The 25789-nt window shown below is 69.6% G+C and carries 25 protein-coding genes; 15 read left to right on the top strand and 10 right to left on the bottom strand.

Annotated elements, in window-relative coordinates:
- The first annotated feature begins 856 nt into the window (after positions 1-856).
- Complete coding sequence (locus L0U85_RS14480) at positions 857-1720, top strand: NAD(P)-dependent oxidoreductase (RefSeq protein WP_241378472.1); 864 nt, start codon at positions 857-859, stop codon at positions 1718-1720.
- Between the two features lie 100 nt (positions 1721-1820).
- Here the strand turns inward: L0U85_RS14480 and L0U85_RS14475 are convergent, their stop codons facing one another.
- The 5 genes from L0U85_RS14475 to L0U85_RS14455 all read right to left on the bottom strand — a co-directional run bounded on the left by L0U85_RS14475 (position 1821) and on the right by L0U85_RS14455 (position 6524).
- Complete coding sequence (locus L0U85_RS14475) at positions 1821-2612, bottom strand: ABC transporter permease (protein WP_241378471.1); 792 nt, start codon at positions 2610-2612, stop codon at positions 1821-1823.
- A complete protein-coding gene (locus tag L0U85_RS14470; RefSeq protein ID WP_347177447.1) occupies positions 2609-3577 on the bottom strand; it encodes an ATP-binding cassette domain-containing protein in 969 nt (322 codons plus the stop codon). Before L0U85_RS14470 ends, L0U85_RS14475 begins: the two co-directional genes overlap by 4 nt.
- A 124-nt stretch (positions 3578-3701) precedes the next feature.
- Positions 3702-4220, bottom strand: a complete 519-nt coding sequence (locus tag L0U85_RS14465; RefSeq protein ID WP_241378469.1) for an EXLDI protein — start codon at positions 4218-4220, stop codon at positions 3702-3704.
- A gap of 164 nt (positions 4221-4384) precedes the next feature.
- On the bottom strand, positions 4385-5158 hold the full coding sequence (locus L0U85_RS14460; protein WP_241378468.1) for a sporulation protein: 774 nt from the start codon (positions 5156-5158) through the stop codon (positions 4385-4387).
- Between the two features lie 70 nt (positions 5159-5228).
- The gene (locus L0U85_RS14455) at positions 5229-6524 is read right to left on the bottom strand and encodes a nicotinate phosphoribosyltransferase (RefSeq protein ID WP_241378467.1); all 1296 of its coding nucleotides are present in this window, start codon (positions 6522-6524) and stop codon (positions 5229-5231) included.
- Between the two features lie 143 nt (positions 6525-6667).
- Between L0U85_RS14455 and L0U85_RS14450 the strand changes: the two genes are divergently transcribed.
- The 10 genes from L0U85_RS14450 to L0U85_RS14405 all read left to right on the top strand — a co-directional run bounded on the left by L0U85_RS14450 (position 6668) and on the right by L0U85_RS14405 (position 16603).
- A complete protein-coding gene (locus L0U85_RS14450) occupies positions 6668-7921 on the top strand; it encodes an MFS transporter (RefSeq protein WP_241378466.1) in 1254 nt (417 codons plus the stop codon).
- A 44-nt stretch (positions 7922-7965) separates the two neighbouring features.
- Positions 7966-8448 carry a M67 family metallopeptidase gene (locus L0U85_RS14445; protein ID WP_347177443.1) on the top strand — a complete coding sequence of 161 codons (483 nt, stop codon included), beginning with the start codon at positions 7966-7968 and terminating at the stop codon, positions 8446-8448.
- A 68-nt stretch (positions 8449-8516) separates the two neighbouring features.
- On the top strand, positions 8517-8795 hold the full coding sequence (locus L0U85_RS14440) for a MoaD/ThiS family protein (protein ID WP_241378465.1): 279 nt from the start codon (positions 8517-8519) through the stop codon (positions 8793-8795).
- A 14-nt stretch (positions 8796-8809) separates the two neighbouring features.
- Positions 8810-9760, top strand: coding sequence for a cysteine synthase (locus L0U85_RS14435; RefSeq protein WP_241378464.1), 951 nt, complete (start codon positions 8810-8812; stop codon positions 9758-9760).
- A 31-nt stretch (positions 9761-9791) separates the two neighbouring features.
- Positions 9792-10184 (top strand): hypothetical protein, encoded by a 393-nt coding sequence (locus L0U85_RS14430; protein WP_241378463.1) that lies wholly within the window; start codon positions 9792-9794, stop codon positions 10182-10184.
- A 131-nt stretch (positions 10185-10315) separates the two neighbouring features.
- Complete coding sequence (gene murI / locus L0U85_RS14425) at positions 10316-11119, top strand: glutamate racemase (protein WP_241378462.1); 804 nt, start codon at positions 10316-10318, stop codon at positions 11117-11119.
- A gap of 6 nt (positions 11120-11125) precedes the next feature.
- Positions 11126-11884, top strand: a complete 759-nt coding sequence (locus tag L0U85_RS14420; protein WP_241378461.1) for an MBL fold metallo-hydrolase — start codon at positions 11126-11128, stop codon at positions 11882-11884.
- Between the two features lie 58 nt (positions 11885-11942).
- Positions 11943-13697: a hypothetical protein gene (locus tag L0U85_RS14415; RefSeq protein ID WP_241378460.1), complete on the top strand. Its 1755-nt coding sequence runs from the start codon at positions 11943-11945 to the stop codon at positions 13695-13697.
- A gap of 45 nt (positions 13698-13742) precedes the next feature.
- Positions 13743-14996 carry a deoxyguanosinetriphosphate triphosphohydrolase gene (locus L0U85_RS14410; protein ID WP_241378459.1) on the top strand — a complete coding sequence of 418 codons (1254 nt, stop codon included), beginning with the start codon at positions 13743-13745 and terminating at the stop codon, positions 14994-14996.
- Positions 14997-15481: 485 nt separating this feature from the next.
- Positions 15482-16603 (top strand): S8 family peptidase, encoded by a 1122-nt coding sequence (locus L0U85_RS14405; RefSeq protein ID WP_241378458.1) that lies wholly within the window; start codon positions 15482-15484, stop codon positions 16601-16603.
- 98 nt (positions 16604-16701) lie between these two features.
- On the opposite strand, the gene trmB is transcribed toward L0U85_RS14405, so the two are convergent.
- Complete coding sequence (trmB, locus tag L0U85_RS14400) at positions 16702-17397, bottom strand: tRNA (guanosine(46)-N7)-methyltransferase TrmB (protein WP_347177442.1); 696 nt, start codon at positions 17395-17397, stop codon at positions 16702-16704.
- 129 nt (positions 17398-17526) lie between these two features.
- Here trmB and L0U85_RS14395 point away from each other — a divergent pair, with 129 nt between their 5' ends.
- Both L0U85_RS14395 and L0U85_RS14390 read left to right on the top strand, forming a co-directional pair.
- Positions 17527-18069, top strand: a complete 543-nt coding sequence (locus tag L0U85_RS14395; RefSeq protein ID WP_241378456.1) for a hypothetical protein — start codon at positions 17527-17529, stop codon at positions 18067-18069.
- Positions 18070-18100: 31 nt separating this feature from the next.
- Positions 18101-19006 (top strand): hypothetical protein, encoded by a 906-nt coding sequence (locus L0U85_RS14390; protein WP_241378455.1) that lies wholly within the window; start codon positions 18101-18103, stop codon positions 19004-19006.
- Here the strand turns inward: L0U85_RS14390 and L0U85_RS14385 are convergent.
- A complete protein-coding gene (locus L0U85_RS14385; RefSeq protein ID WP_241378454.1) occupies positions 19003-19797 on the bottom strand; it encodes a hypothetical protein in 795 nt (264 codons plus the stop codon). The genes L0U85_RS14390 and L0U85_RS14385 overlap by 4 nt on opposite strands.
- Positions 19798-20160: 363 nt before the next feature.
- Here L0U85_RS14385 and L0U85_RS14380 point away from each other — a divergent pair, with 363 nt between their 5' ends.
- Positions 20161-22641 (top strand): sigma-70 family RNA polymerase sigma factor, encoded by a 2481-nt coding sequence (locus tag L0U85_RS14380; protein WP_241378453.1) that lies wholly within the window; start codon positions 20161-20163, stop codon positions 22639-22641.
- An 88-nt stretch (positions 22642-22729) separates the two neighbouring features.
- Positions 22730-23173 carry a GtrA family protein gene (locus L0U85_RS14375; RefSeq protein ID WP_241378452.1) on the top strand — a complete coding sequence of 148 codons (444 nt, stop codon included), beginning with the start codon at positions 22730-22732 and terminating at the stop codon, positions 23171-23173.
- A gap of 73 nt (positions 23174-23246) precedes the next feature.
- Here L0U85_RS14375 and L0U85_RS14370 read toward each other — a convergent pair whose 3' ends face one another.
- The 3 genes from L0U85_RS14370 to L0U85_RS14360 form a co-directional block, all read right to left on the bottom strand.
- On the bottom strand, positions 23247-23774 hold the full coding sequence (locus tag L0U85_RS14370; protein WP_241378451.1) for a PH domain-containing protein: 528 nt from the start codon (positions 23772-23774) through the stop codon (positions 23247-23249).
- Between the two features lie 185 nt (positions 23775-23959).
- Positions 23960-24943, bottom strand: coding sequence for a hypothetical protein (locus tag L0U85_RS14365; RefSeq protein ID WP_241378450.1), 984 nt, complete (start codon positions 24941-24943; stop codon positions 23960-23962).
- Positions 24944-24953: 10 nt separating this feature from the next.
- Positions 24954-25763 carry a biotin--[acetyl-CoA-carboxylase] ligase gene (locus L0U85_RS14360; protein ID WP_241378449.1) on the bottom strand — a complete coding sequence of 270 codons (810 nt, stop codon included), beginning with the start codon at positions 25761-25763 and terminating at the stop codon, positions 24954-24956.
- Positions 25764-25789 lie beyond the last annotated feature (26 nt).

Below are 25789 nucleotides of genomic sequence, written 5' to 3'. Positions count from 1 at the left end.
TGGATGACCTTCGACTTCTCGCTCCGCACCGACCCGTCCGCTTTCGTCTTCGCCATCACACACCCCCTCGGTCACCGCCATATCTTCGAACAATCTCCCTGTTTCCGACTGTTCGTCCTATACTTCAATGATACGGGCCTGACCAGCAGAAATCATCACCTGATAGGGGGAGAAACCCCTCATGTTCGGGACCTGGATCGCCTGCCGCGCAACACAACACGAGCAGAACTCATCCGCCAAGGCCGCCTCGCCCGGGATGCACCCGTCCCCCCGCAGCGCACCCCGGGAAACCCTCCACCTCCCCGTCGCTGCCGCCCTTGGCGCAGATCGACCACCCACGAGAACGACGCCGCCAGCGCCCCAAGAGCCATTTCCGGCCTCCCCAGGCGGCTGCGACCTCAAGACCCCACGACCTGGAAGGGGGCGCTCAGGTGCGGTGTCGCCAATCTGCCGCCCGCCGCTCTGACTTGTCTCAGCAGCCCCTCTCGGGAAGTGCGGGCCAACTCCGAGTCGACTTCGTGTGCATAGGCCACCTCCGGGTACAGCAGCTGCACGGCGTGAACCAGGACGTCCCCGGTGATCGCCACGAGCTCCCCGCCAGCCTCCAGTCTGCCTCCCGCCACTGCTCCTCGGTCACCGTCGGGAACGCCTCGGCCCGATCGGAGAAGAACGGTCCTTCGGCGTCGGTGAGGGCGAAGATCTCCGCCGAACCGATCTCCAAGCGCGTCGTCATGGACCGAATGGTGCCACGGGCAGCCAGTGGGGCGTGAATGACCTGGAGTCTTGACTTGGAGTGCGCTCCAGGTCTTAGGCTTCGGACCGAGATGGATCAATCTTGAATCGGAAGGAAGGCCCCATGGCGAATCGCGTGGCGGTGACCGGCGGCAGCGGCAAGCTCGGACGGGCGGTGGTGCGCGACCTGGTCGAGCACGGCTGGGAAGTGGTGAACCTCGACAGGATCCCCTCCCCGGACTCGCTCGCGCCGTTCACGAAGGTCGACTTGACCGATTACGGCCAAGCCGTGGAGGTGTTGACCCGCATCGACGACCGCTACGACAGGGTGGACGCGCTCGTCCACCTGGCGGCGATCCCCGCACCGGGCCAGTACGCGAACGCCGAGACGTTCCGAAACAACATGCTGACCACCTTCAACGTCTTCCAGGCCGCGCGCCTGGCCGGGATCAAGAACGTCGTGTGGGCCTCCAGTGAGACCGTGCTGGGCCTGCCGTTCGAAACCCCGCCGCCGTACCTGCCGGTCGACGAGGAGTACGCAGCCCGCCCCGAGAGCACGTACTCCCTCGTCAAGCACCTCGAGGAGACGATGGTCGCCGAGCTGTGCCGCTGGGACCCCGAGCTGAAGGCGACGGGCCTGCGGTTCTCGAACGTCATGTACCCCGAGGACTACGACGTCTTCCCGGGCTTCAACGACGACCCGAAGCTGCGCAAGTGGAACCTGTGGTCTTACATCGACGCGCGCGACGGCGCCCAGGCCGTGCGGCTCGGCCTGGGCCGCGAGGGGACCGGCGAGGAGGTCTTCGTGATCGCCTCTCCGGACACGGTCATGACGACCCCGACGATGGACCTGGTCAAGGAGTACTACCCGGACCTGGACCTGCGTCGCCCCGTGGAAGGCCACGAGACGCTCCTGTCGATCGAGAAGGCCCGCAGGGTTCTCGGCTACGACCCGGTCCACTCCTGGCGCGACTACCACCAGCGGTAGCGTCCGGTCGGCGCGAGGTCGGCGTGTGCCCCGACGGGTTCGGGCGTCGCCGGTGAGGACGGCTGCGGGGGCCGCCCTCACCGGCTTCGCGATTCGGGCCCTACGCTCCGCGCCGGTCGAACTCGGCCCGCGCCACCAGGTAGCCGAAGAGCGCGATGGCCCCGGCCCAGGAGACGGCCAGCGCGATGTCGGAGCCAGCGGCGCCGGTGCCGTCGAGCAGGCCGCGGGTGACTTCGATCCACGGTGTGAACGGCTGGTATTCGGCGAACCACTGCATCGCGGTCGGCATGGACTCGGTCGGCACGAAGCCCGAGCCCATGAACGGCAGCAGCATAAGCGGCATCGGCGTGTTGCTGGCCGTCTCTGGGCTCTTGGCGGTGATGCCCGCCGCCACGGTCAGCCAAGTGATCGCGAATGAGATGAGCAGGAACACTCCGAGCAGCCCGAACCAGTCGGCGACGCCGGCGCCGGTCCGGTACCCGATCGCCGCCGCGATGCCGAGGACCACGGTGATGGCCAGGAGGATCTGGATCATGCTGGCGAGGACGTGCCCGGTCAGGACCGAGACCCGCGAGATGGCCATGGTGCGGAAGCGGTCGATGATCCCCTCGTCCATGTCCATCGCCACCTTGAGCGAGGTGCCTTGCGCTGATCCGGCGACGGCCATCATGAGGACGCCCGGGACGACGTATGCGAGGTAGGCCGCGCGGCCGCCGGTGATGCCGCCGAGTCCGTCGCCGAGCGTCCCGCCGAAGACGTAGACGAACAGCAGCAGGAAGACGACCGGGATGCCGATGACCATGAGCGTCAGCGACGCGTACCGCCCCATGTGTCGGATCTGGCGGCGCAGCATGGTCATCGAGTCGGTGAGGGCGTAGGACATGGTGCTCATCGCAGGGACTCCTTCTGGCTGGTCGGGTTTTCGGGCCGTCCGGTGAGGGCGAGGAAGACGTCGTCGAGGTCGGGGGTGTGGACGCTCAGGTCGTCCACTTCGATGCCGGCGCGGTCGAGCCGCTCGATGACCGATCGCAGCGAGTCGACCGTCCCGTCGCCGGGCACCTGGATCGTGAGCTGGTCGGGATCGGTCGAGGTCGCCTCCAGTTCCCGGGCGGCGGGTTCGAGTTGGTCGACCCGCTTCAGCCGCACGCTGATGTGGCCGCCGGGGATGAGCCGTTTGAGTTCCTCGGCGGTGCCCTCGGCGATGATCCGGCCGCCGTCGAGGACGGCGATACGGTCGGCCAGTTGGTCGGCCTCCTCCAGGTACTGGGTGGTCAGGAAGATGGTGACGCCGCCTGCGACCAGCTCGCGGATGATCGTCCACATGGTTCGGCGGCTGCGCGGGTCGAGCCCGGTGGTGGGTTCGTCGAGGAAGATCACCCGCGGGTCGCCCATGAGGCTCATCGCGAGGTCGAGGCGGCGCCTCATGCCTCCGGAGTAGGTCTCCGGGGACCGTTTCGCGGCCTCGACCAGGTCGAATTGTTCGAGCAGTCGCTGGGCGCGCTCGTGGATCTCGGTCTTGGGAAGGTGGTGCAGGCGGCCCATCAGGTGCAGGTTCTCTCGCCCGGTGAGCAGCTTGTCGATGGCGGCGAACTGCCCGGTGACGCCGATCAGGCTCCGCACCTCGTCGGTCTCGTGGTCGAGATGGTGGCCGCCGATCCGCGCTTCGCCGGCGTTCGCGCCGATGAGGGTGGACAGGATGGCGACGGTGGTGGTCTTGCCGGCGCCGTTGGGGCCCAGCAGGGCGAAGACGGCTCCTTCGGGCACGGACAGGTCGATGCCGTCGAGGACGGTGTTGTCGTCGTAGGACTTGCGCAGTCCTCGGGCTTCGATGGCCAGTGGTTTCGCGGTGGACACGATCACTCCTCGATAGAATGTGCTTTGTGGACTGATTTTGGGCGCACGGAACCCCACTGCGAGCGATCGTTCGGAGCGCAGGATCGGCTGACGGCGCCGGGCCGGTGTGCGGTTCGGGTTCGGAGGTCTAGATGTCGAGGTCTTCGACCGGCGGCGCCTCGGCGCCCGCGGCGACCATGTCGTACAGCTCGGCGGGGATCTTCGCCTTGAGTTCTTCGAGGGTGCCGACGACTTCGAGAGTGCCCTCCTCGGGCGTGGTCGCCCAGGTCTGCTCGCCGATGCCGAGGTGCCGCTTCCAGCCGCCCTCCTTGGTGTCCCACGTCCAGTCCGGCGTGCGCTCGATGTGGATCACGAACTTGCCGGACTTGGAGCGGTAGACCTTGTAGATCTCGGCGCGCTTGTCGTCCGAACGGCCCCATTCGCCGAGCTTGACGCCGGTGAAGCGCTGTCGGCGGCGCTTGCGGGCCGGGCCGACGCCGACTTTCACGGTGATCTCGTCATAGCCCTCCAAGCGGCCCTCCTCGGCCTCGACGTAGCGCCGCAGCGCCCCTGTGATCGCCTTGGAGAGGTTGCCGCCGGCGAGCTCCTGCGCTCTGGCGTAGAGCGGCAGGTCCTTGTCGGATACGTAGATCGTCTTGTTCGGCATGACGGCATCTTAGCCTCCTCTGCTCGCCGCATCTATGTATACGTACATCATATACGTATAAGTATATCGAGTGCAAGCCCGGAGCGGGAGCATCTCCGAAGACGCGAAGACGGGCGGCCCCGCGATCACTCGCGGAACCGCCCGTCGGGCGTATTGAGCTGCTGCTACGCGCCCTTCTGGGCCAGCAGGCGGTCGAGCTGCTCGCGAACGGACTCGGTCGCGTCCGCCTCGTCGGCGGTCGGCAGGCTGAACCGGACGGTGGTGTTCAGGTCGGGAGCCAGCAGCCCTGCGGTGTTGTCGGCCTGGAAGACGACGTCCGTGTTCGCCTCGCCGGCCACGAACGTCACTTCGAGCTCCTTGACACGCCCGGCGTAGGGCTCGTCGGTCGCCCAGAACTCGACCTCCTGGTAGAACGGCACCGTCGAGCCCTGGATCGAGCCCGTCTCCAGGTCCGTCTCCTGGAAGGAGAAGCCCAGGCCCTCCAGAGCCGCCCACACCGTCCGGTGCACCGGCAGCGGCTCCACGGTCAGCCAGTCCAGGTCGCCCTTGTCGAACGCCTGGTCCAGCGCCAGCTTCGTGGAGACGCCGAGCTTCATGCCGCCCACCAGCGGGCGCCCGTCGCTGGAGTTGAACGGGGTCTCCCACGGCACCTGGATCTCGAACGGCACCGAGTGCGCCTGGCCCTTGAGCAGGTCGAACTTGCCCGATACCTCGGTGCTGAAGTACTCGTGGACGCTCTTGGCGTCCTCGCCCTTGGCGTCGTCCTCGACCAGGGCGGTGAATTGGATCTCGACGCCCTCGACGGCGGCGTCCACTTCGCCGCCGGAGATGCGCACCTCGCCTTTGAGCGTCCCTCCTGGAGTGACGGACGTTTCGTGCAGGAGCGTGTCGATGGCGACACCGGCGCCGAGGATGGCCTTGATCTTGCTGAACACCATTGGGGCGGGTCCTTTCCGGGACGATTTCGGGGGATGGCCGATAAGGGCATCCGAATCGTATCCCGAGCGCTCACGCACCCGCTTGACGCATGATCACCGGAATAGCGGGGTCGCCGGGGGACAGTTTCAGCCCCTCCCAGGGGATCGAGATGAGCCGTTGGCGAAGCAGCTCCCGCGATTCGTCCAGGCTCGGCGGATTCACCGGTTCCCCGGAGCGGAACAGCGGCACCTGCAGGCGCTTGTCGCCGGGCATCGTTTCCGGCTCGCCCTGGGAGACGACGACCTCCTCGACGGCTGTCCCGGTCGGCTTGTGGCGCCGGACGGCCGTCTTGCGGCCGCCGGTGGTGCCCTTGTGCTCCGAGCGCTTGGCGACGGGGCGCCCGTCCACTTCGACGAGCTTGTAGACCAGTTGCGCGGTCGGAGCGCCCGACCCGATCACCACCGAGGTCCCGGCCCCGTACATGTCCACCGGCGCGGCGGCCAGCGCCGCTATCGAGTACTCGTCGAGATCGCCGGAGACGACGATCTTGGTGTCGACGGCGCCCAGCTCGTCGAGCAACTCGCGGGCGCCGGTGGCCATGACATCGAGGTCGCCGGAGTCGATCCTGATGGCGCGCAGGCGGGGCCCTGCGACGGCGATGGCGTTGCGGATGCCCTGGGAGATGTCGTAGGTGTCGACCAGCAGCGTCGTGTCGGTGCCGAACGTGGCGATCTGCGCCTCGAACGCGGCCACTTCGGAGGCGTGCAGGAGCGTGAAGGCGTGCGCGCTGGTGCCGGCGGTCGGCACGCCGTGGCGGCGTCCGGCCTCCAGGTTGGACGTGGCGGCGAAACCGGCGAGGTAGGCGGCGCGGGAGGAGGCGATGGCGGCGGCCTCGTGGGTGCGCCTGGAGCCCATCTCCAGGATCGGGCGCCCGCGGGCGGCGGTGACCATGCGCGCCGCCGCGGAGGCGATCGCGGAGTCGTGGTTGAGGATCGACAGCGTCAGCGTCTCCAGCAGGATGCATTCGGCGAAGGTGCCCGAGACGGTGACGATGGGGGAGCCGGGGAAGTACAGCTCGCCCTCGGCGTAGACGTCGATGTCGCCGCCGAAACGGTAGTCGGACAGCCAGGCGGCGGTCGATTCGCTGATGACGTCGTGGCCGATGAGGTCCGCGAGGGTCTCCTCGTCGAAGCGGAACCGCTGGATCGCCTCCCAGAGGCGTCCGATGCCTGCGACGACGCCGTAGCGGCGGCCGGTGGGCAGGCGGCGTCCGAACACCTCGAACACGCAGGGGCGGTCGGCGGTGCCGTCGCGCAGGGAGGCTTCCAGCATCGTGTACTCGTAGTGGTCGGTGTACAGGGGTGTGCGGGGGAGCGTGACGGACATGCGACGAGCCTAGTGCACGAGCCCGACTCGCAGTCGCCGTTGCCTCCCAGGTCCAGCGACGGCCTCACGCGGCGGGTGACTAATCTGGAAAAGGCTTGCCTAGCCGGTCGGCCAGCAGCCTCTACCCCCTGGGAGCGCCGCTCGTGATAGCCCGCACCGCCGAACGCAGGTTCTCCGGTCCCCGCATGGTCGTCATCGCGACCCTCGCAATGGGCCTGACGTTCCCGGGCCAGACCGCCTCCATCTCGGTGTTCATCGATCCGATCATCGCCGAGCTCGGCGTCGGCCGCACCGCCGTCTCCGCCGCCTACATGATCGGCACCCTCGCCGGCGCCTTCACCCTCCCGTGGGTCGGACGCGCCGTCGACCGCTACGGGGTGCGCTCGGTCATGTCGGTGGTCGTCGCGGCCCTCGGCCTCGCCCTCGTCGGCCTGTCGTTCGCCGCCGACCTGTTCGGCCTCGCATTCGGCTTCATCGGCATCCGCATGCTCGGCCAGGGCGCCCTCGGCCTGTGCGCGGCGACGCTCGTCTCCCGCTGGTACGCCAAACGGCGCGGCCGGGTCCTCAGCGTCCAGATCGCCGTCGGCGGCGGCATCATCGCGCTCTCCCCGGTCCCGCTGGAGCGGCTCATCTCCGCGTTCGACTGGCGCACGGCGATGCTCGTCGAAGCCGCCGTCGTCGTCGCGGTCATGCTGCCGTTGGCGCTGGTGTGGACCCGCGACCGCCCCGCCGAACTCGGCCAGTTCGTCGACGGCGACCCCGCGGGTGGCGCCCGGTCCGGCCCCGAGCCCGGCATGAGCCGCGGGCAGGCCATGCGGCACCCCTTCTTCTGGGTACTGGTTGCGACCTTCGCCACCGCCGGTTTCTTCAACGCCGCCATCGGCTTCCATCTCATCGCCCTCCTCGGCGAGAGGGGCCTGTCCGCCACCGAGGCCGCCGCGAACTTCCTGCCTCAGGCCGTCGCCGGCACCGTCGCGACCCTCCTGGTCGGCTCGATCCTCGACCGCGCCAGCCCCCGCCTCCTCATCGCCGCCGCGATGCTCGCCTTCGCCGTCGCGTTCGCCTGGGGCACCATGGCCGACCCCGGCTGGTCCGCCGTCGGCTTCGGCATCGTCTTCGGCGCCTGCGGCAACGCCCTCCGCGCCATCGAGATCGGCACCACACCGCGCCTGTTCGGCACCGCCCACATCGGCGCCATTCGCGGCGTCGTCTCCGGAGTCACCATCACCTGCAGCGCCTTCGCACCCGTCATCTACTCCCTGTTCTATTCGTGGACCGGCTCGTTCTCCCTCGTGCTGTGGCTTTCGACACTCGTGCCGCTCGCGGTCATGGTCGCCGCCCTCACCGCACCGCTGCCGCACCAGGAAACGGAGCCCGACACGCGTCTCACGACCTGAGCGAGGGCAGCGGCGCGGCGGCCTCCCCGTGTACGCTTGTCCGCGTGTTGCGGATAGCGCATGAACTGGTCGAGGCGATGGTCGCCCACGCCCGGGCGGACCACCCGGACGAGGCGTGCGGACTCATCGCCGGCCCCGAGGGCACGGGAGAGCCGACAAGGCACATCCCGATGATCAACGCCGCCCGCTCCACGACCTTCTACGAGTTCGACGCCGAAGAGTGGAAGCGCGTCTACGACCAGATGTGGGAGGCCGACGAGGAAGTCGTCGTCGCCTACCACTCCCACACGGCCACCGAGGCCTACCCGTCGCGCTCCGACACCGGCATCGCCTCCGAAATGGGGCTCCCGCAGGCGCACTACGTGCTCCTGACCACCCGCGACCCCGACGTCGCCGAGATCCGCTCGTTCCGCATCAGCGACGGCGAGGTCACCGAGGAACCCATCGAGGTCGTCGGCGCGCCCGACGCGGTGCAGACGTACAAGTTCGCGCACAGCCCCGACTCGACGGTCTACGACTGTCACTGACCCCGCGGCCGCCCACCCCGAGGCGGCGTGATGAGTCTGCCGTTTTCCCCATGACCGAAGGAATCTCCATGTCCATTGAAGTCCGCGTCCCCACCATCCTCCGCAGCCACACCGGCGGCCAGAAGCTCGTCTCCGGCGACGGCGACACCCTCGCCGAACTGTTCGACGACCTCGACACCGCCCACACCGGCCTCAAGGGCCGCATCGTCACCGACGAGGGCGCCCTGCACCGCTTCGTCAACGTCTACGTCAACGACGAGGACGTCCGCTTCATCGGCGGCCTCGAAGCGAAGCTGTCGGACGGCGACTCGGTCACGATCCTGCCCGCCGTCGCGGGCGGCATGTAGGGAGCAGGGAAGCCGTGGCACGCTACTCCGACATCACCGAGACCCTCGGCGACACGCCGCTGGTCGGCCTGCCGCGGCTCTCACCCTCGCCCGAGGTCCGGCTGTGGGCCAAGCTCGAAGGGGCCAACCCCACAGGCTCGGTCAAAGACCGCGTGGCGGCCAAGATGATCGCGGCCGCCGAACGGGACGGGCGCCTCACCGACGACTGCACCATCCTTGAGCCGACCTCGGGCAACACGGGAATCGCCCTGGCCATGCTCGCCCGCCGCAAGGGCTATCGCCTCGTCTGCGTCATGCCCGAGAACACCTCACTCGAACGCCGCCAGCTGCTCACGGCCTTCGGCGCCGAGATCGTGTTCTCCCCGGCCGCCGGCGGCTCCAACGCCGCCGTCGCCAAGGCCCGCGAGATGGCCGCCGACAAACCCGAGCTGGTCATGCTCAACCAGTACGCCAACCCGGCCAACGAGGCCGCCCACTACGAGGGCACCGGGCCGGAACTCCTGCGCGACCTCCCCGGCATCACCCACTTCGTCGCCGGGCTCGGCACCACCGCCACGCTCATGGGCGTCGGCCGCTACCTCACCGAGCACGTCCCAGGCGTCCAGATCGTCGCCGCCGAGCCCCGCTACGGCGAACTCGTCTACGGCCTGCGCAACCTCGACGAGGGTTTCGTGCCTGAGCTGTACGACGAGACGGTCCTCACCCGCCGCCTGTCGGTCGGGACCGAGGACGCCCTCAAGCGCACCCGCGAGCTCCTGTCGGCCGAAGGCCTGTTCGTCGGCCTCTCGACCGGCGCGGTCGTTCACGCCGGGCTCGCGCTGGCCCGCGAGGCACGGCGGGCCGGGCGCACTGCCGACATCGCGCTCCTGGTGGCCGACGGCGGCTGGAAGTACCTGTCGACCGGCGCCTACTCCGACGGCCTCGACGAGGCCGCCAACGCTTTGGACGGCCAGGTGTGGGCCTGATGTCCGAATATGCGCTTGCTAGCCTGGCCGGATGAGTACCACCGAGCCCGCCCCCACTTTCCTGTCCGGGAAGGCCGCGGAAGTGCCGCGCCAAAACGGCGCGCCGCTCGGACCGGGCGGCCCCGACACCGACCCGACTCCGCCCGAGTCGCCGCAGGTCCGCCTGCGTCGCCTCGCCGGCGTCGCCTCCTGGGCGCTCGCGCTGGTCCTGGCCGGTTCGGCCTCGGCGATCGTGGGCCTGTTCCACGTCTTCGGCGACGGTCCGTCCTGGTTCACCCCGGCGTTCATCACCACCGGCGTCGTCGGCATGCTGCTGACGATGATGGCGTTCGCGACCTTGCGCTTCAAAGGCGTGCCGTGGATGTTCATGGCCGCCGCCTCGGCGACGGTGCTGGCGGCGTTCGCGATGCTGTCGATGGCCTGACGACTTCGAGTTCACCCTGAGCACGAGGCCGCCGCAGGTTTTACTGTGGCGCTCGCCACCATGTCATTTTGGCGACATTCCCGTGGCGAGAACGGGCGACGATGCGGTCTGTGGACGTACGCTCGGAGCCCATGAACGACGCGCCCATCGGGATCTTCGACTCCGGTGTCGGGGGCCTGACCGTCGCCCGAGCGGTCGCCGAACTGCTGCCCGCCGAACGACTGGTCTACGTCGGCGACACCGCGCACGTCCCATACGGGCCCAGGCCGATCGCCGAAGTCCGCCGGCTCACGCTCGGCGCCTGCGACCACCTGGTGGAACAGGAGGTCAAAGCATTGGTGATCGCCTGCAACTCGGCCTCGGCCGCTAGCCTCGCCGACATCCGAGACCGCTACGACATCCCGGTCGTCGAGGTCATCCGGCCCGCGGTCCGCCGCGCCGTCGCGACCACGAAGACCGGCAGGGTCGGCGTGATCGGGACGCGGTCGACGATCTCCTCGGGGGCCTACCTCGACGCCTTCAACGCGGTACCGGACGTGAAGGTGACCTCGGTGGCCTGCCCGGCGTTCGTCGACTTCGTGGAACGAGGAGTGACAACCGGCCGACAGCTCCTAGGCCTGGCTCAGGGGTACCTTGAGCCGCTACAGCAGTCCGACGTCGACACGGTCGTATTGGGCTGCACCCACTATCCGCTGTTGTCGGGGCTCATAGGACTGGTGATGGGAGAAGACGTGTCGTTGGTGTCGTCCGCGAGCGAGAGCGCGCGCGAACTGTACCGCGTGCTCACCGAGCACGACCTGCTCGCCTCGCGCGAGCAGCCGCCAGAACACGCCTTCTACGCCACCGGCGACCCGGAGGCCTTCACCCGGACCGCGCGCCGCTTCCTGGGAACCCTGTTCCCGAACGCCGCGACGGCAGCACTGGACGAGGTGTGATCTGCCATGAAACTCACCGTGATCGGATGCGCAGGCTCCTTCCCGGCCCCGGATACGCCCTGCTCGGCTTACCTGGTCGAGGCCGGAGGCTTCCGGCTGCTGATCGACTTCGGCACCGGCTCGCTCGGCGAGCTGCAGAAATACGTCGACCCGCACCTGCTCGACGCGGTCATCGTCACGCACCTGCACCCCGACCACTTCTTCGACACCTGCGCCTACGCCGTCATGCGCCGCTACGCCCCGGCCCGCCCCGAGCACCCGCTGCCGCTGTTCGGGCCCGCCGGCGTCGCCGACCGCATCGTCTCCGCCTACGGCGGCCAGGGCGAACTGTGCCATCCGCTGCTGCGCGACGTCTACGACTTCCGCGAACTGCGGCCCGGCGCCTTCGCGCTCGGCCCGCTCACCGTCATCGTCGACCGCGTCGCCCACCCCGTCGAGACCTTCGGCGTCAGGGTCGAGCACGCCGGGTCCTCCCTGGCGTACTCCTCCGACACCGGCCCCTGCGCGGCCCTCGAAACCCTCGCCGCGCACTGCGACATCCTCCTCGCCGAGGCGTCCTACCTCGAAGGACGCGAGAACCCCAAGGACGTCCACCTCACCGGGAAGGAAGCCGGCGACTACGCCACCAAGGCCGGCGCCGGACGCCTGCTCCTCACCCACCTGGTGGAGCCGTGGGGGTCGCGCCAGGACACCCTCGCCGAGGCCCGCGCCGCCTACACCGGGCCGGTCGAAGTGGTCAGACCGGGACAGGTCTACGAGTTCTGACACCCGCTTGGCACTTAATCGGGATGTGCGCCTCGCACCGCCGATCTAGCGTCGAAGGATGTCGAGTTACAACGGCCCCCAGCAGTACAACGCCGGGCCCGAGCCCGGGCCCTACGGCCCGCAGCAGCCCCGGCCGTACGTCGAGCAGCAGCCGCCGCCGCCGAACGCCGGCGGGCAGCCGCCGTACCCGCCGCCGGGCGCCTACACGCCCATGCCGCCGCCCCCTCCCAGGCCCAGGCGGCGGGGCACCGTCGTCCTCGCCTCGGTCCTGTCCATCGCGCTCCTGGCCGGCATCGGCGCCTTCGTGTTCTTCAACCACGTGTGGACCTCAGGGCCCGACCCGGCCGAGCGCTTTCCGTCCTCGGCCGCCATGTACGTCGAGGTCAACTTCGACCCGTCCTTCGACCAGACCCCCAAACTCCTCGAACACCTCAACAAGTTCGAGGGGCTCGACTACGACGACACCGACGACATGCTCGCCGACCTCCTCGAAGAGGCAGGCCTCGACGACGTCGACGCCGAAGAGGACCTCGCGTCCTGGCTGGGACGGCGGCACGGCTTCGCCGTGTGGGAGTACGACGGCAAGCCCTACGGCGTGGTCAACCTCGCCAGCACCGACGCCGAAGCCGCCGAGTCGGGCCTGGAGAAGATCCGCACCGCCGCAGGCGTCGCCACCGAGGAGTGGGCCTTCAGCGTCGGCGACGACTCGGTCCTGATGGTCCTCGGCGACGGCGGCGCCCGCGAAGCGCTCGCCGCCGCCGAATCCGAGGCCGGCGCCTCCCCGCTCTCCGAATCGGACGGCTATGAGCAGGCCCGGTCCTGGCTCGACGGCGACCAGCTCCTCGTCTACTGGATCGACACCGAAGGCGTCGCCGACATCGCCGCGGCCATGGGCGAGGAAGAGGAGTTCGCAGCGTTCGAGACGATGTACTCCGGCGACCTCATCGCCGGCCTCTCCGCCTTCGACGACGGCTTCGAACTGAGCTACCGCCTCTTCGGCGACCAGGACGACCCGTGGACCGGCTCCGAGGACCTCCTCGACGACATGGCCGCCCTGCCCGCAGGTGACATCGCCGCGGTCGCCGACCTCCCCGACGAACTCGCCGAACTCTCCGAAGAGTGGATGAGCGAACTCGAAGGCGACGGCGCCGCCGAGACCGGCGAGGCCCACCCCGAGGGCGAGGGCCCGCTCACCGATCAGGAGTACGCCGAATACCAAGAACTCGACGACCAGTGGTGGAACGACACCCTCGCCGCCGAGGACCAGGCCCGCTACGAGGAACTCGAAAACCGCTACTGGCAGTACGGCACCGAAGACGAGCCGAACTCCTACGAGGACTACAGCACCGGCCCCGACTTCGAAGAGGCCTTCGGCTCCGTCAAGGAGTTCACCGATCTGCTCTCCGGCGCCCGCCTGTCCTTCTCCGCGAGCTTCCCCGCCGAAGGCGAGGACTTCGACCCCGAGACGGTCTTCGCCTCCGTGGTCCTCGCCGGCGACCAGGCCGAAGCCCTCGAGGCGCTCATCAGCGAACACGCCGGAGAAGAGGAACTGCCCGAAGGCATCGAAGTCGACGGCTCGACCCTCAGCTTCGAAGGCGCCGACGTCGAGGAGGGCCGCCTCGGCGACGACGACCGCTTCGCGGACTTCGCCGCCGGCGCCCCCGACAGCGCCGCGCTCGCGGTATGGGTTGACATGAGCGACGTCGTCGAATACGAGGACCTCGAAGGCGCCGAGCCGTTGTCGGCCTTCGCCTGGGCCCACGGCACGGTCGACGGCGACGGCACCGGACTGGCCCGCCTCTACCTCGAGTAGCCGCGACCGACAAAACCCGGGATCGGTCACGCTAGGCTCTGGAGCGTGACCGATCCCGTTCTGCACGTCGACGACCTCGCGGAGCGCTGGCCGGCCGAAGAGCGCAGGGTGGTCGAGCCCGAGTCCTTCAGGTCGCCGTTCCAGCGCGACCGTGCCAGGGTGCTGCACTCGGCCGGATTCCGGCGCCTGGCCGACAAGACGCAGGTGCACGCTGCCGGCACCGACGACTTCCTGCGCACCCGTCTCACCCATTCCCTGGAGGTCGCCCAGATCGCCCGCGAGACAGGGGACCTGCTCGGCTGCGACCCCGACGTGGTCGACGTGGCCGGGCTGGCGCACGACCTGGGCCACCCGCCGTTCGGCCACAACGGCGAGGACGCGCTGCACGACGCGGCGGGCCCGTGCGGGGGCTTCGAAGGCAACGCCCAGACGCTCCGCGTGCTCGCCCGCCTCGAGGCCAAGGTCCTCGACGCCGAGGGCGACTCGGTGGGCCTCAACCTCACCCGCGCCTCACTGGACGCGACCTGCAAGTACCCGTGGGAGGCGAGCGCGGGCGTCCGCAAGTTCGGCGTCTACACCGACGACCGGGCGGCGTTCGACTGGTTCCGGGCGGACGCACCCGAGGGCCGCCAGTGCCTGGAAGCTCAGGTGATGGACTGGTCGGACGACGTGGCGTACTCGGTCCACGACGTCGAGGACGGCCTGCACGGCGGCTACATCGACCTCGCGCGCCTGATGGACGACCAGGACGAGCAGGCCGGGGTATGCACCGACGTGGCCGGCCGCTACTCCGAGGAGTCCGAGGCGACCCTCCGAGAGGCACTGAAGGACTTCCTGCGCGACCCGGTGATGCGGGACCTCCACGACTACGACGGCTCGTTCGGGGCCCTGGTCTCGCTCAAGTCCTTCACCTCGACGATGGTGGGCCGCTTCGTGACCGCCGCGGTGGAGGCGACGCAGGGCCAGTTCGGTTCCGCGCCGCTGCGCCGCTACGACGCGGACCTGATCGTCCCCGAGCCGGAGCGCATCCAGTGCGCCCTCCTCAAGGGCATCGCCTGGCGCTACGTCATGCAGCCGCGCACCGGCGAGGCGTACTACACGCGCCAGCGCGAGATCCTGACCGACCTGGTGGCGCTCCTGAGCGACCGGGGCCCGGACGCCATGGAACCGATGTTCGCCCAGGCCTGGAACCGGGCCGGTGACGACGCCGGGCGCCTGCGAGCGGTGATCGACCAGGTGGCGTCCTTGACCGACGCCTCCGCGGAGGCCTGGCACACCAGGCTCACTTCCGAGTCTTGACTGTGCGGCGCACTGGCGGCTGCCCGGAATTGTCAAGTGACCTGCGGATGAATCCGGAGCCTTGTACCTCGCTCTTCTCCGTTGGCTGCGGCTGCGCGCTACCGGGGCCGAACGCGACCGGCTTCCGCTAGCGCTCATCAAGGAACGACCCGATTCATAGCCCCCGCATCACTCAGTCCTGCTCCACAGGACTGCGAGCAGGCAATCGCCCCGAACTCCTCCAGACTCTGAAGGGCCTGGGTTCCTTCGGGAAACCAGCTGAAGAGGAGCCGACGGGCGCGCCCGGGCTTCGGATGTGTCGGTATCGGCACGAATTCACTCTATTGTGGGACATCCGCTCGTTCCGAGGATGCATCGCCCGGGGGGCGGCTAAATCTGACTGAGTTCAATGGACTTGTGACCAAGGCCATAGTTCTTTCACGCAGAAGGGTGATGCCGTGGGCAGCAATACGACCAGCAGAACGAACCGTTACCTCATAGCAGCATTGACAGCGGCCGCGACCGCGGTCACGCTCGCCGTCTCGCCGGTCCAGGCGGAGAGCGCCGACATCATCGGAGCCGATAGCCCTGACGCTATTCCCGGCGAATACATCGTCGCGTTCAAGGACGAGGCGGTCCCAGTCGAACAACTCGTGACCCGGTTCGACGGCCGAATCGAGTCCCGTTTCGACTCCGTCCACGCCGTCTCCGTCCACATGGAAGCGGCCGACGCCGAGCGCCTGGCCGCCCACCCGGCAGTGGAGTACGTCGAGCAGAACACGCGGATCGAGATCGCCGCCACCCAGCTCAATCCCCCGGGCTGGGGCCTGGACCGCGTCGACCAGCGATCGCTGCCGCTCGACGGCTCCTATACGTACCCCAACGCCGGGGACGGGGTACACGCCTACATCATCGACACCGGCATCTGGCTCGACGAGGTGGACTTCGCGGGTCGGCTCGATCCGGGATACAGCGCCGTCGTTCCCGGCGGCAATTCCCGCGACTGCCACGGCCACGGCACCCATGTCGCCGGCATCGTCGGTGGCGAGCTCTTCGGCATCGCCAAGCAGACGCAGCTGGTGCCGGTCCAAGTGTTCAACTGCTCCGGCGTCGCCGACGCCGTCACCGTCATCGGCGGCGTCGAGTGGGTGACCCAGAACGCGGTCAAGCCCGCGGTCGCCAACATGAGCCTCAGCGGGGGTGCGAGTCAAACGCTCGACACCGCCGTCAGCGCTTCAATTGACTCGGGGGTCACTTACGTCGTGGCCGCCGGCAACGCCGACGCCGATGCCTGCGGGTACTCACCGGCCCGGTTGGTGGCGGCGCTGACCGTGGCGGCCGCGGACGCGAACGACGTCCGCGGGGGGTTCTCGAACTTCGGCTCCTGTGTCGACCTGTTCGCGCCGGGGGTCAACGTCCGGTCGAACTACCTTTTCAACGTCACCGTGAGGAGGGACGGCACCTCGATCGCGGCACCGCACGTGGCAGGGGCGGCCGCGGTCTATCTGTCGGCCAATCCGACCGCGAGCCCGGCAACGGTGGCGTCAGCCTTGATCGGGGACGCCACCTCAGGGGTGATCACCGATCCGGCCGGCAGTCCGAACAGGCTGGTCTACATCACCGCATAGACCGACTTCAAGAGCCGGACTGAGACGGGCCGTCCTCCAGCGCGCGTGATCGGTCGAGACGGCGCGGGCCGCGGCGGTCTGGTCGCCTTCCTCGATCGTCAGGTGCGTTTGCGGAAGATCAGGTCGAAGATCTCGCGGCCCGCTTTGACGCCGCGACGCTCGAACTTCGTGACCGGTCGGTGGTCGGGCCTCGGGGCGTACCCGTCGGCGGTGTTCGCCAGGCCCTCGTCCGCGGTGAGGACTTCGAGCATCTGCTCGGCGTAGTCGGCGATGTCGGTAGCGCAGTGGACGGTGCCGCCGGGCCGCAGCAGGCCCCGCATCGTCGCCGCGTGCCGGGGCTGGATGATGCGGCGCTTGTGGTGGCGCTTCTTGGGCCACGGATCGGGGAAGTACACGCGGATCTCGTCGAGCGAGCCCGGCTCGATCCCGTTCCACAGCAGCGGCAGCGCGTCCCCCTGGTAGAGCCGGACGTTCTCCAGGCCGCGCTCGTCGGCGCGGGCCATGAGGTCGGCCACGCCTTGCGGGTAGACCTCCACGGCCAGCAGGTCCCGCTCCCGGTCGGCGTCGGCCATCGCGGCGGCGGCCTCCCCGTTGCCCGAGCCGATCTCCAGGACGACCGGTGCGTGCCGCCCGAACAGCTTCGTGAAGTCGATTCTGCCGTCTTCGGGACTCCACTCCATGCCGTAGCGCGGCCACAGCCGCTCCATGGCCTCGTCGTGGCGCGGCTTGTTCCGGCCCTGACGGAAGTTGAACGTCAGAATGTGGCGGTGCTCGGTCTGCTCAGGCATAACCATTCGAGTTTAGCCGGGGACTCGTGCGGGACCTGACGCCGCTCGATGCACCTCGGTCGCCGCAAAACCGCCACATGACCGCAGGCTCGACCTACGATGGCGGTTACCGTACGTGACTATTCGGAGGTGGCGATGAGGCTGAGGCTGAGACTGCTGCTCATCGCAGCTGCCGTCGTCGCGTTGCTGCTCGCGCCCGTCTCGGTGGCCGCGGCGTCGCATACGAGCCTGACCGTCACCGTCCAGTCCGGCTCGCTCGCCATCAGCGTCCCCGAGGCGGCCGATCTCGGCATCGTCGACCCCGCCACGACCGCCTCCGGGCAGATCGGCTCGGTCACGGTCACCGACGAGCGGGCCCAGCTCACCGCGAGCTGGACCGCCTCGGTCTCGGCGGACGCCTTCACCACCGGCGGCGCGAGCCCGGAGGAGACCATCCCCACCAGCGACGTCCGCTACTGGTCCGGGCTCGCGACCGCGACGAGCGGCGTCGGGGTGTTCACCCCCGCTCAGCCGCTTCCGGCCAACGCGGTGACGCTCAGCACCGATCGGACCGCGTTCACGCTCACCGCGGGCGTCGGCAACAACTCCGCGTCATGGAATCCCACGGTCCTGGTCGATGTTCCCGCGGACGCGGTCGCAGGCGTCTACACGGGAGCGGTGACGCACACTGTCCTGTAGGCGCCGGGCGCTGAGCGGTCTTGCGGCGGCCATGGTTCTGCTCGGCGGCACCGCCGTCTCGGCCGCACCGGAGGCCCCGGGGAGCATCGGGATCCGGCTGGTCGAGGAATCGGTGCATCCCGCGGACTCCCGCTCCCGCCACTACATCGTCGACCACGTCGCCCCCGGGGACGAGATCCGTCGCGAGATGGATGTCCAGAACGCCTCGTCGGATGCTGTGCACATCGAGTTGTACCCGGTCGCCGCGTCGGTGGAGGACGACCGCTTCACCGCGGCCGAGGGCCGAGGCACCAACGACCTGAGCGAATGGACGACCCTGGACGAGTCCTCCCTCGACCTGGAACCCGGCGAGTCCGTGCGCGTCGGGGCCACGATCGCGGTCCCCGCCTCGGCCTACGAGGGTGAACGGTATGCGGCGGTGCTGGCCGAGGTCGCGGCGGACGACGGCGACATCCGCCAGATACACCGAGTCGGCATCCGCATGTACCTCAGCGTCGGCCCCGGCGGCGAACCGGCCACCGACTTCCAGATCGACGGCATGTCGGTGGTCCTGCCGCCCGGAGCGGACTGGCCAGTCCTCGTCGCCAGGGTCGCGAACACCGGAGAGCGGGCTGTGGACCTCAGCGGTTCGGCCTCCCTTCAACGCGCGAGCGGGACCGTCAGCGCCGGCCCCTTCGCCGTCGACGCCGGGGTGACGATCCTGCCCGGCGACACCGGACAGGTCCGCGCGGTGCTCGGCGAGCCGCTGCCCGCGGGGGAGTGGACCGCCGAGATGACCCTGGCCGCCGACGACGTCGAGCGCACCGCCGAGGCCGATGTGACGATTCCCGCCCGCGACTCGGAGGACTCGGGTTTCCCATGGGTCCTGGTCGTCTTCGCGGCCGCGGCGCTCGGGATCGCCGGGTACGCTCTCGTCCGCCTGCGGCGCGCGACCTAGCGCTCGAGCTTGGCCGGGGACTCGTAGGAGCGGCCCCTGACGCCGCCGGTCGAGTCGCTGCGCCGCGCTTCCGGGCGCGGGGGCGGCGGCTCGTCCTCGTCGTCGCGGAGCGTCCCGTTCTCGAACAGGAACGACTCCCGGTGCTCCTCGGCGCCGTCGCAGTCGTCGTCGGCGCCGGTCTGCTCCGGCACGTACGTCGGCGGCCCGTCGTCGGGGCGCGGCTCGGGCTCGGCGGTGAGCATCGCCCGGGCCGGATGCGCGGCCTTGGACTTCAGGAGCTGCTTCGCGCGGGCGCGCAGGAAGTACACGTAGGCGCCGAGCGCGGCGAGGGCGACTCCGGTGCCGATCCAGAAGCCGGGCCCGGCGACGATGACGCCGAGCAGCTCGGCGAGCGTCAGGGCGATGAGTACGTAGAGGATGCGGCGGTGGCGCCGTCGCCACCACTCCGCCCGCATCTGTGGAAGCCTGGCCGTCTCACGCATCTCGGGGTCCTCGCCGGTCACCGACTGGTCGAGGTCCAACCGTACCGACTCGCCGCGGCCTCTGCCGCGCCGCTCCCACCCGCGCGGCTCTCGCCGCACCGGAGGTTCCTGCGGCGCAGGCGATTCGTCGGGGTTGTCGTGCGGGACGGGGTGGTCGGGCCGGTGGGCCTCGCGGGCGAGGACGCGCGCGTCGGAGGCGGCTCGGTCGGCGATCATGCGCTCGTCCGGGTCGTAGCGGCGCACCAGCGCCGGGGTCAGCGCGAGCAGGCTCGTGGCCACCAAGAGGGCCAGCAGGACTGAAGCGGGCATCTCTCACCTCCTGGACTGGTTCGCGCGTTCCGGAGCGATACCCAACAGTACGCAATAGCCTGACAGATTTCCGACAGTCGCCTGGAAGGGCACTGCACGCCCAATGCCATCACACATAGTCACAGCAGCATCACAATTCACGAAACTGTCGGATATGTGCCCGAAAATACGGACATTGCCCTCTTTAAGCTGATTCTCATTTCGCCTAACCTCTAGGCACAACCTGAACCGACGTCATTCGTTAATCCAAGGGAGACTCCGAAAACCTCCTCTGTCCGGCATTACGACACCTCGCCCGTGAGCGCGCAACCCGAGCCCCGATGGTACGAGCTCGGCGCAACCAGGAAGGAGCACCGGCGCACGATGCCCGAGACCATTCCCGCCGGAGAGCCCCGACGCACCGACGCCCGATCTCCCGAGGACCGCTCCGACCCCGAGCTCATCGCCGCCACCCGCGGCGGCGACACGACCGCCTACGCCGTCCTCTACGAGCGCCACGTCCACGCCGGCCGCCGTCTCGCCCGCGTCCTCGCCCAGGACGCGGCCGCCGCCGACGACCTCGTCTCCGAGACCTTCGCCAAGCTCCTCCACACCTTCCGCGAAGGCACCGGACCCGACCTCGCCTTCCGCCCCTACATGCTCCGCACCCTCCGCAACACCTTCTACGACCGCCTCAGGCGCGACAAGCGCGTGGAGTACACCGACGACATCGCCAAGCACGAGTCCGTCGAGGTCTTCACCGACCCAGCCGTCGAGGGCGCCGAGCGCCGCTACGCAGCCCTCGCCTTCGGCAAGCTCCCCGAGCGCTGGCGGACGGTCTTGTGGCACACCGAGGTCGAGGAGGATTCCCCGGCCCGGGTCGCCTCCATGCTCGGCCTGACGCCCAACGGCGTGTCCGCGCTCGCCTACCGGGCCCGTGAACAGCTGCGCCAGAACTACCTCAACGAGCACGCCGCGGACTCCCCGCCCGAGGAGTGCCGGTGGACGGTCGACCATCTCGGCGCGCGCGTCCGCGGCAGGCTCGGCGTCCGCGACTCCGGGAAGGTCGACGCCCACCTCGACGGCTGCGTCTCGTGCAACCTGCTGTCCGCCGAGCTCGCCGAGCTCAACTCCGGCATGCGAGGCGCGATCGCCGGGGTCTTCCTCGGCGCCGCCGCCGCCCCCTACCTCACGGCCGGGGCCGCCTCGGTGGCCGGTATCGCCGTCGGCGGCGCCGTGGCCCTCCTCGCCGCGCCGTTCATGACCGCCGCGGACTGGATCAGGAGCGTCGTCCAGTACCTCGGCGCCAAGGGCACGATCGCGACCGGCTCCACCGCCGCGGTGGTCGCCGCCGCCGCGATCTTCGCGCTCGCCCCGGTCGAGCCCGACGAGGAGACGCGGGCGGCCCCGGACCCGCCCGCGGCGACCGATCCGCTGGACGAGGACCCGGTCGAGCCTGAACAGGACGACCCGGACCCGGCCGAGACCGGGCCCGATCCCGACCCTGGAGAGCCCGGACCGGAGCCCGGTGAGGAGCCGGCCGAGCCCGCGCCCGACGACGACGAACCGATCGACGTCCCGGCCGTCCCCGCCGTGTACGACATCGTTCACGGCCTCGGGGCCACCGGTCTGGAGGCGGGCGTCGAGGCGGTCCTGCCGATCCGGCTCGACTCGCTCGGATCCGGCGGCGGCTCCGCCTCGCGCACTGAAGAGGCCGGGGCCGCAGAGCACTCGCAGGTCGCCTCCGGCCGCGTCACCCTCGCCATCGACGTCCCCGAGGGCGTCACCTTGGCCTCCGAGACCGCCGAGCCCGGCTGGCGGTGCGAGAGCGAGGCCGACCGGATCCGCTGCTCCGTAGGCCGGATGCCCGCCTCGGCGTCCGCCGACGTCCGCATCGGCATCGCCGATGGCCTCAGCGGCTACCAGACCTTCGCCATCACCGTCTCCGGCCCCGACATCAGCGGCGCATCCGAACTGCGCGTCCCGGTCGCACCCGCCGGTTCGGTCGTCGGCTACGCCGGGCTCGACGCCACCGGCGTCACCGCCGCGGGCAACACCCTCATGACCTGCGCCGTGCCCGCCTGCCTGGCGGCGGCCGCGCAAGGAGGCGGCGACCGCTACCCTATGAAGGCGTACAAGGCCTCGAAGGGCGAACCGCAGCCGCCTGCGGGGCGTGGCGGCGAGGCTCTCTCCGGCGCCGTCCTCGAGATCCCCGCGGACGCCGAGGTCGCCTGGGCCGGGCTGTACTGGGCGGGCGCCCGCGACGACCTGCCGACGGACGTCTCGCTCGCCGAGCCGGGCGGCTCCTGGACCGACCTGGGCGCCGACGCCGTGCGCGCCGCCGGCCCCGGGGCTCAGGCGTTCGCAGACGTCACAGGTCTGGTCTCGGGCGGCGGCGAGTACTGGCTCGCGATCGACGACCATCCCCTGCCGATGTCCGGCTGCGTCGAATGGCCGCCCCCGGCCGAGCCGGACTGCCTGGAGCCGCGCTGGGCCGGGTGGTCGCTCACCGTCGTCTACGCCGAGCCCGGCGCCGAGCCCAGAGAGGTCGCGGTCTACGACGGCGCCCTCGCGTCCGACACGGCGATCGACGTGCGCGGCGGCGGGGAGGTCGGCGTCGCCCACACCCTGTGGGGAGGCTCGGCCTACCGCTCGGGCGACCGGCTCTCGATCGGCCCGACCGGGTTCGGCGAGCCGGCGACGTCCCGCGCGAACGGCGCCCTGAACAACCCGCACTGGTACACGTTCGGCGTCGACATCGCCGTGAACAGTGCGACGCTCGGCGAAGCGGGCGCCATCCGGATCGACCGCAGCGGCGATCCCTTCATCGCGGGGGTGGTGGCGGTCGCTGCCCCGAGCGGTTAGGCGGCGGGCACGATAGTCTGAAACGGTGTCGACCTCCACTGAGCCTTCACCGCGGCCCCCCTCGCGGACCGGCAAACCGGTAGTGCGAATGTGGAGGCTGCTGCGCGACCACAGCAGCGAACTGTTCCGCTTCGTCGGGGTCGGCGGCATGGCCTATTTCATCGACGTCGGCCTGTTCAACGTCTTCCTGATCGTCTTCGACTGGCCGGACTGGGGCGCGAAGACCGGCGCCGCCGCGATCGCCACGACCTTCGCGTTCCTCGGCAACCGGCACTGGACCTGGCGCGACCGGCTCGGTTCGGCCGCCGCCCACCGCCAGTACCTGCTGTACTTCTTCTTCAACGGCATCGGCCTGCTCATCGCGCTGGGCTGCCTGTGGGCGAACAACGGGCTCGCGCAGGTCTGGCCGCAGTACTTCGACACGGTCCTGGCGAAGAACCTCGCCGCGAACTTCGTCGGAGTGGGCATCGCCTCGACGTTCCGCTTCTTCGCCTACCGCACGTGGGTCTTCCCGCGCCCCGAGAGAGCCTGAGAAACGCAAGAACCCACCGGATCACATAGGATATATCCTATAGGATCCGGTGGGTCCGGTGTTGTTCCGCCGATCAGGTGCCGTCGCCGGAGGCGCTGGCGCGGCGGGTGCGGTCGTCCTCGGCGAGCTGGTAGATGACGGCCTTGACCTTGTCGACCTTGGGCACGTCGATGAGCTCGATCTCGCCGTCGTCGGAGGCCGAGTCGATCTTCAGGTCGCCGTAGCCCAAGATGCGCTCGGCGATCGACTGCGTGTAGGAGACGGTGTTGACGCGGGCCAGCGGGATGTGGCGGCTCTCCCGGGTGATCATCCCGATCCGCCACATGACGCGCTGGTCGGTGATGACGTAATGGGTGGTCTGCCAGGCGATCCACGGGACGACCGACAGCCACACGAGCAGGGCCGCCGTGATGCCGACCTCTGCGAGGATGAGCCACATCTTGATCGACCAGTCGGTCTGCGCGGTGTAGTAGATGCCGATCGCGCCGATGAGCAGGAAGACGACGAACCAGAGGACGGGCCCGACCGCCTCCTTCCAGTGCGGGCGGGAATGGAGCTTGACCTCTTCGCCTCGGGCGAGTTGGTCGTCGGGATACCCCACTGCAAGACCTCCAGGAGTGAGCGTTGGGCTGTATGTGTCTACGGCTTGCAAGCGTTGCCGTGTTCTGCAAATCTACGGCTCGCAAGTTTCACCGTGTTGGGCGGCGGTAATCGTTCACTTGCACAGTACAACACCGCGCCAGTGCTCGTGCCCGCCAGATTGGCCGTCGCGCGACGTGGGCCCTGTTAGGACACCCATCCGTTCTTCGCTGCGTGCCAGCCCAATTGGATGCGAGTGTCGACTTCGGCGAGGTCCATCAGGTCGCGGACTCTCCGCTGGACGGTGCGCAGGCCGATGCCGAGCTTCGTGGCGATGGACTGGTCGGTGAGACCGGCGATGAGCAGGCTGAGCAGGAGCGCACCGTCCTCGTCGATCTCGCTGCCGCCGTTCTGTTCCTGTACGGGGGCCGGGATGGCGGTATTCCAAAGCTGTTCGAACAGCGAGAGTGCGAGCTGCACGATGGACCTGTTCGATGTGATGATCGCCCTGGGCCGTCCGGCGCCGGGCTCTTCGATCACGGCGGCGTGCTCGTCGACGACCATCATCTTGAGCGGCAGGCGCTTCGCGAAGCGGATCTCGTCGCCGGAGTCGATCGAGTGGCGAAGACACGAGGCCTCGGGGGAGGCGTCGAGAACGGACCGGTCGAACAGGAGCAGGTGCCGCACTGCCCGGCCGTGGAGCTCTCGGTGCTGCTCGCGGTCGGGGACTGGCAGGATGATCGGGGGCCTGACGAAGGTGCGGATGGCGGACTCGGCGGTCTCGCGCAGCCGGGTGAGCCGCGATCGGATCGCGACGGCGCCGGTGATCTGCTCCCAGCGGCCGCGGTCGTCCCTGCCGCCCCGGCCAGGGCCCGTGCGGTGGATCTCCAGCAACTCGCGCAGCGCCTCGTAGCCGGTACGGACGGTGTTGAGCTGCATGGCGAGTCGTCCGCCGAGGACGATGTCGGGGGCGACGGCCCGATAGCGGGAATCGGCGATCATCGTGGCGAAGCCGGCGTCGACGAGCTCGGCGAGCATTGACCTGACCTCGGCGCCGTCGAGCCCGGCGTCGGCCGCGAGCTGGGAGACCGAGGAGTCGGCCTTCGACAGCAGGAGCCGGTAGAGCCGTTCTGAGTCGCCCCCGAGACCCGTGGCGGGCTCGTCGGACTCGTCTCGCGCGTCGTCGGTCAACTCGCCGCCCTCACTCGCTCCTTCTCAGGTGGACGACGTCGCCGGCGGCGACCGTCAGAACCTCCTCGCGCCCCTCCTCGCCCCGGTGCCGCACGACCAGTCGTCCGTCCCCGGAGATGTCGGCCGCGGTTCCCGACACCTTGCGGCCGTCCGGGAAAGTCACCGCGACGCCCCGCCCGAGCGTCGCCGAGTATTCGCGCCATCGCGCGATGACGTGCGCCGGGCCCTCGGCCTCCCAAGTCCGGTAGACGGCCGCGAAGTGGGCGAGGAAGTCCACGGCGATCGCCTCCCGGTCCAGTGTGGCGGCGCCGGCCAGCAGCAGCGAGGTCGCCTCGGGGACCGGCAGCTCCTCCTCGGTCAGCGACACGTTGAGGCCGACGCCGAGGACGACGGCACCGCCCTCCACGGCGGCGAGAATGCCGCAGACCTTGCGGCCGTTGATGAGGACGTCGTTGGGCCACTTGAGCCGCGTGTTGACGCCGGCGACGGCGCGGAGGGCCTCTTCGAGCGCGACGGCGGCGGCCAGGCTCAGCGTGCCCCAGTCTTCTCGCGGCCGCTCGGGCCGCAGCAGCATCGATATCATCAGTCCCGCGCCGGGCGGGCATACCCACTGGCGGCCCAGACGGCCCTTGCCGTGCGTCTGCTGCTCGGCGATGAGGACGCGTCCCTGCCCGCCGCCGTGCCGCGCGATCCCGGCCAGGTCCGCATTCGTCGATCCAGTGATGTCTACCACATCGATCTCGGTCCAGAAGTCGGATTTCTCCGACAACCTGGACCGGAGCGCGTGGACGTCCAGTGGCCTTCTCGTCGGTGTGCTCACGCACCCAGCCTAGCGATCAGACGGGC

It is taken from the genome of Glycomyces sp. L485 (assembly GCF_022548875.1).
In the GTDB taxonomy this organism is placed as follows: domain Bacteria; phylum Actinomycetota; class Actinomycetes; order Mycobacteriales; family Micromonosporaceae; genus Glycomyces.
Note: the sequence above shows the minus strand (reverse complement) of the source record. Positions and strands in the feature narration are given on the sequence as shown.

Bases quoted from the DNA above. Each gene is read 5' to 3' on its own strand.
- L0U85_RS14480 (WP_241378472.1), top strand. From the start codon at position 857: ATGGCGAATCGCGTGGCGGTGACCGGCGGCAGCGGCAAGCTCGGACGG.
- L0U85_RS14475 (WP_241378471.1), bottom strand. From the start codon at position 2,612: ATGAGCACCATGTCCTACGCCCTCACCGACTCGATGACCATGCTGCGC.
- L0U85_RS14465 (WP_241378469.1), bottom strand. From the start codon at position 4,220: ATGCCGAACAAGACGATCTACGTATCCGACAAGGACCTGCCGCTCTAC.
- L0U85_RS14460 (WP_241378468.1), bottom strand. From the start codon at position 5,158: ATGGTGTTCAGCAAGATCAAGGCCATCCTCGGCGCCGGTGTCGCCATC.
- L0U85_RS14455 (WP_241378467.1), bottom strand. From the start codon at position 6,524: ATGTCCGTCACGCTCCCCCGCACACCCCTGTACACCGACCACTACGAG.
- L0U85_RS14440 (WP_241378465.1), top strand. From the start codon at position 8,517: ATGTCCATTGAAGTCCGCGTCCCCACCATCCTCCGCAGCCACACCGGC.
- L0U85_RS14430 (WP_241378463.1), top strand. From the start codon at position 9,792: ATGAGTACCACCGAGCCCGCCCCCACTTTCCTGTCCGGGAAGGCCGCG.
- murI (WP_241378462.1), top strand. From the start codon at position 10,316: ATGAACGACGCGCCCATCGGGATCTTCGACTCCGGTGTCGGGGGCCTG.
- L0U85_RS14420 (WP_241378461.1), top strand. From the start codon at position 11,126: ATGAAACTCACCGTGATCGGATGCGCAGGCTCCTTCCCGGCCCCGGAT.
- L0U85_RS14415 (WP_241378460.1), top strand. From the start codon at position 11,943: ATGTCGAGTTACAACGGCCCCCAGCAGTACAACGCCGGGCCCGAGCCC.
- trmB (WP_347177442.1), bottom strand. From the start codon at position 17,397: ATGGTTATGCCTGAGCAGACCGAGCACCGCCACATTCTGACGTTCAAC.
- L0U85_RS14395 (WP_241378456.1), top strand. From the start codon at position 17,527: ATGAGGCTGAGGCTGAGACTGCTGCTCATCGCAGCTGCCGTCGTCGCG.
- L0U85_RS14390 (WP_241378455.1), top strand. From the start codon at position 18,101: ATGGTTCTGCTCGGCGGCACCGCCGTCTCGGCCGCACCGGAGGCCCCG.
- L0U85_RS14385 (WP_241378454.1), bottom strand. From the start codon at position 19,797: ATGCCCGCTTCAGTCCTGCTGGCCCTCTTGGTGGCCACGAGCCTGCTC.
- L0U85_RS14380 (WP_241378453.1), top strand. From the start codon at position 20,161: ATGCCCGAGACCATTCCCGCCGGAGAGCCCCGACGCACCGACGCCCGA.
- L0U85_RS14375 (WP_241378452.1), top strand. From the start codon at position 22,730: ATGTGGAGGCTGCTGCGCGACCACAGCAGCGAACTGTTCCGCTTCGTC.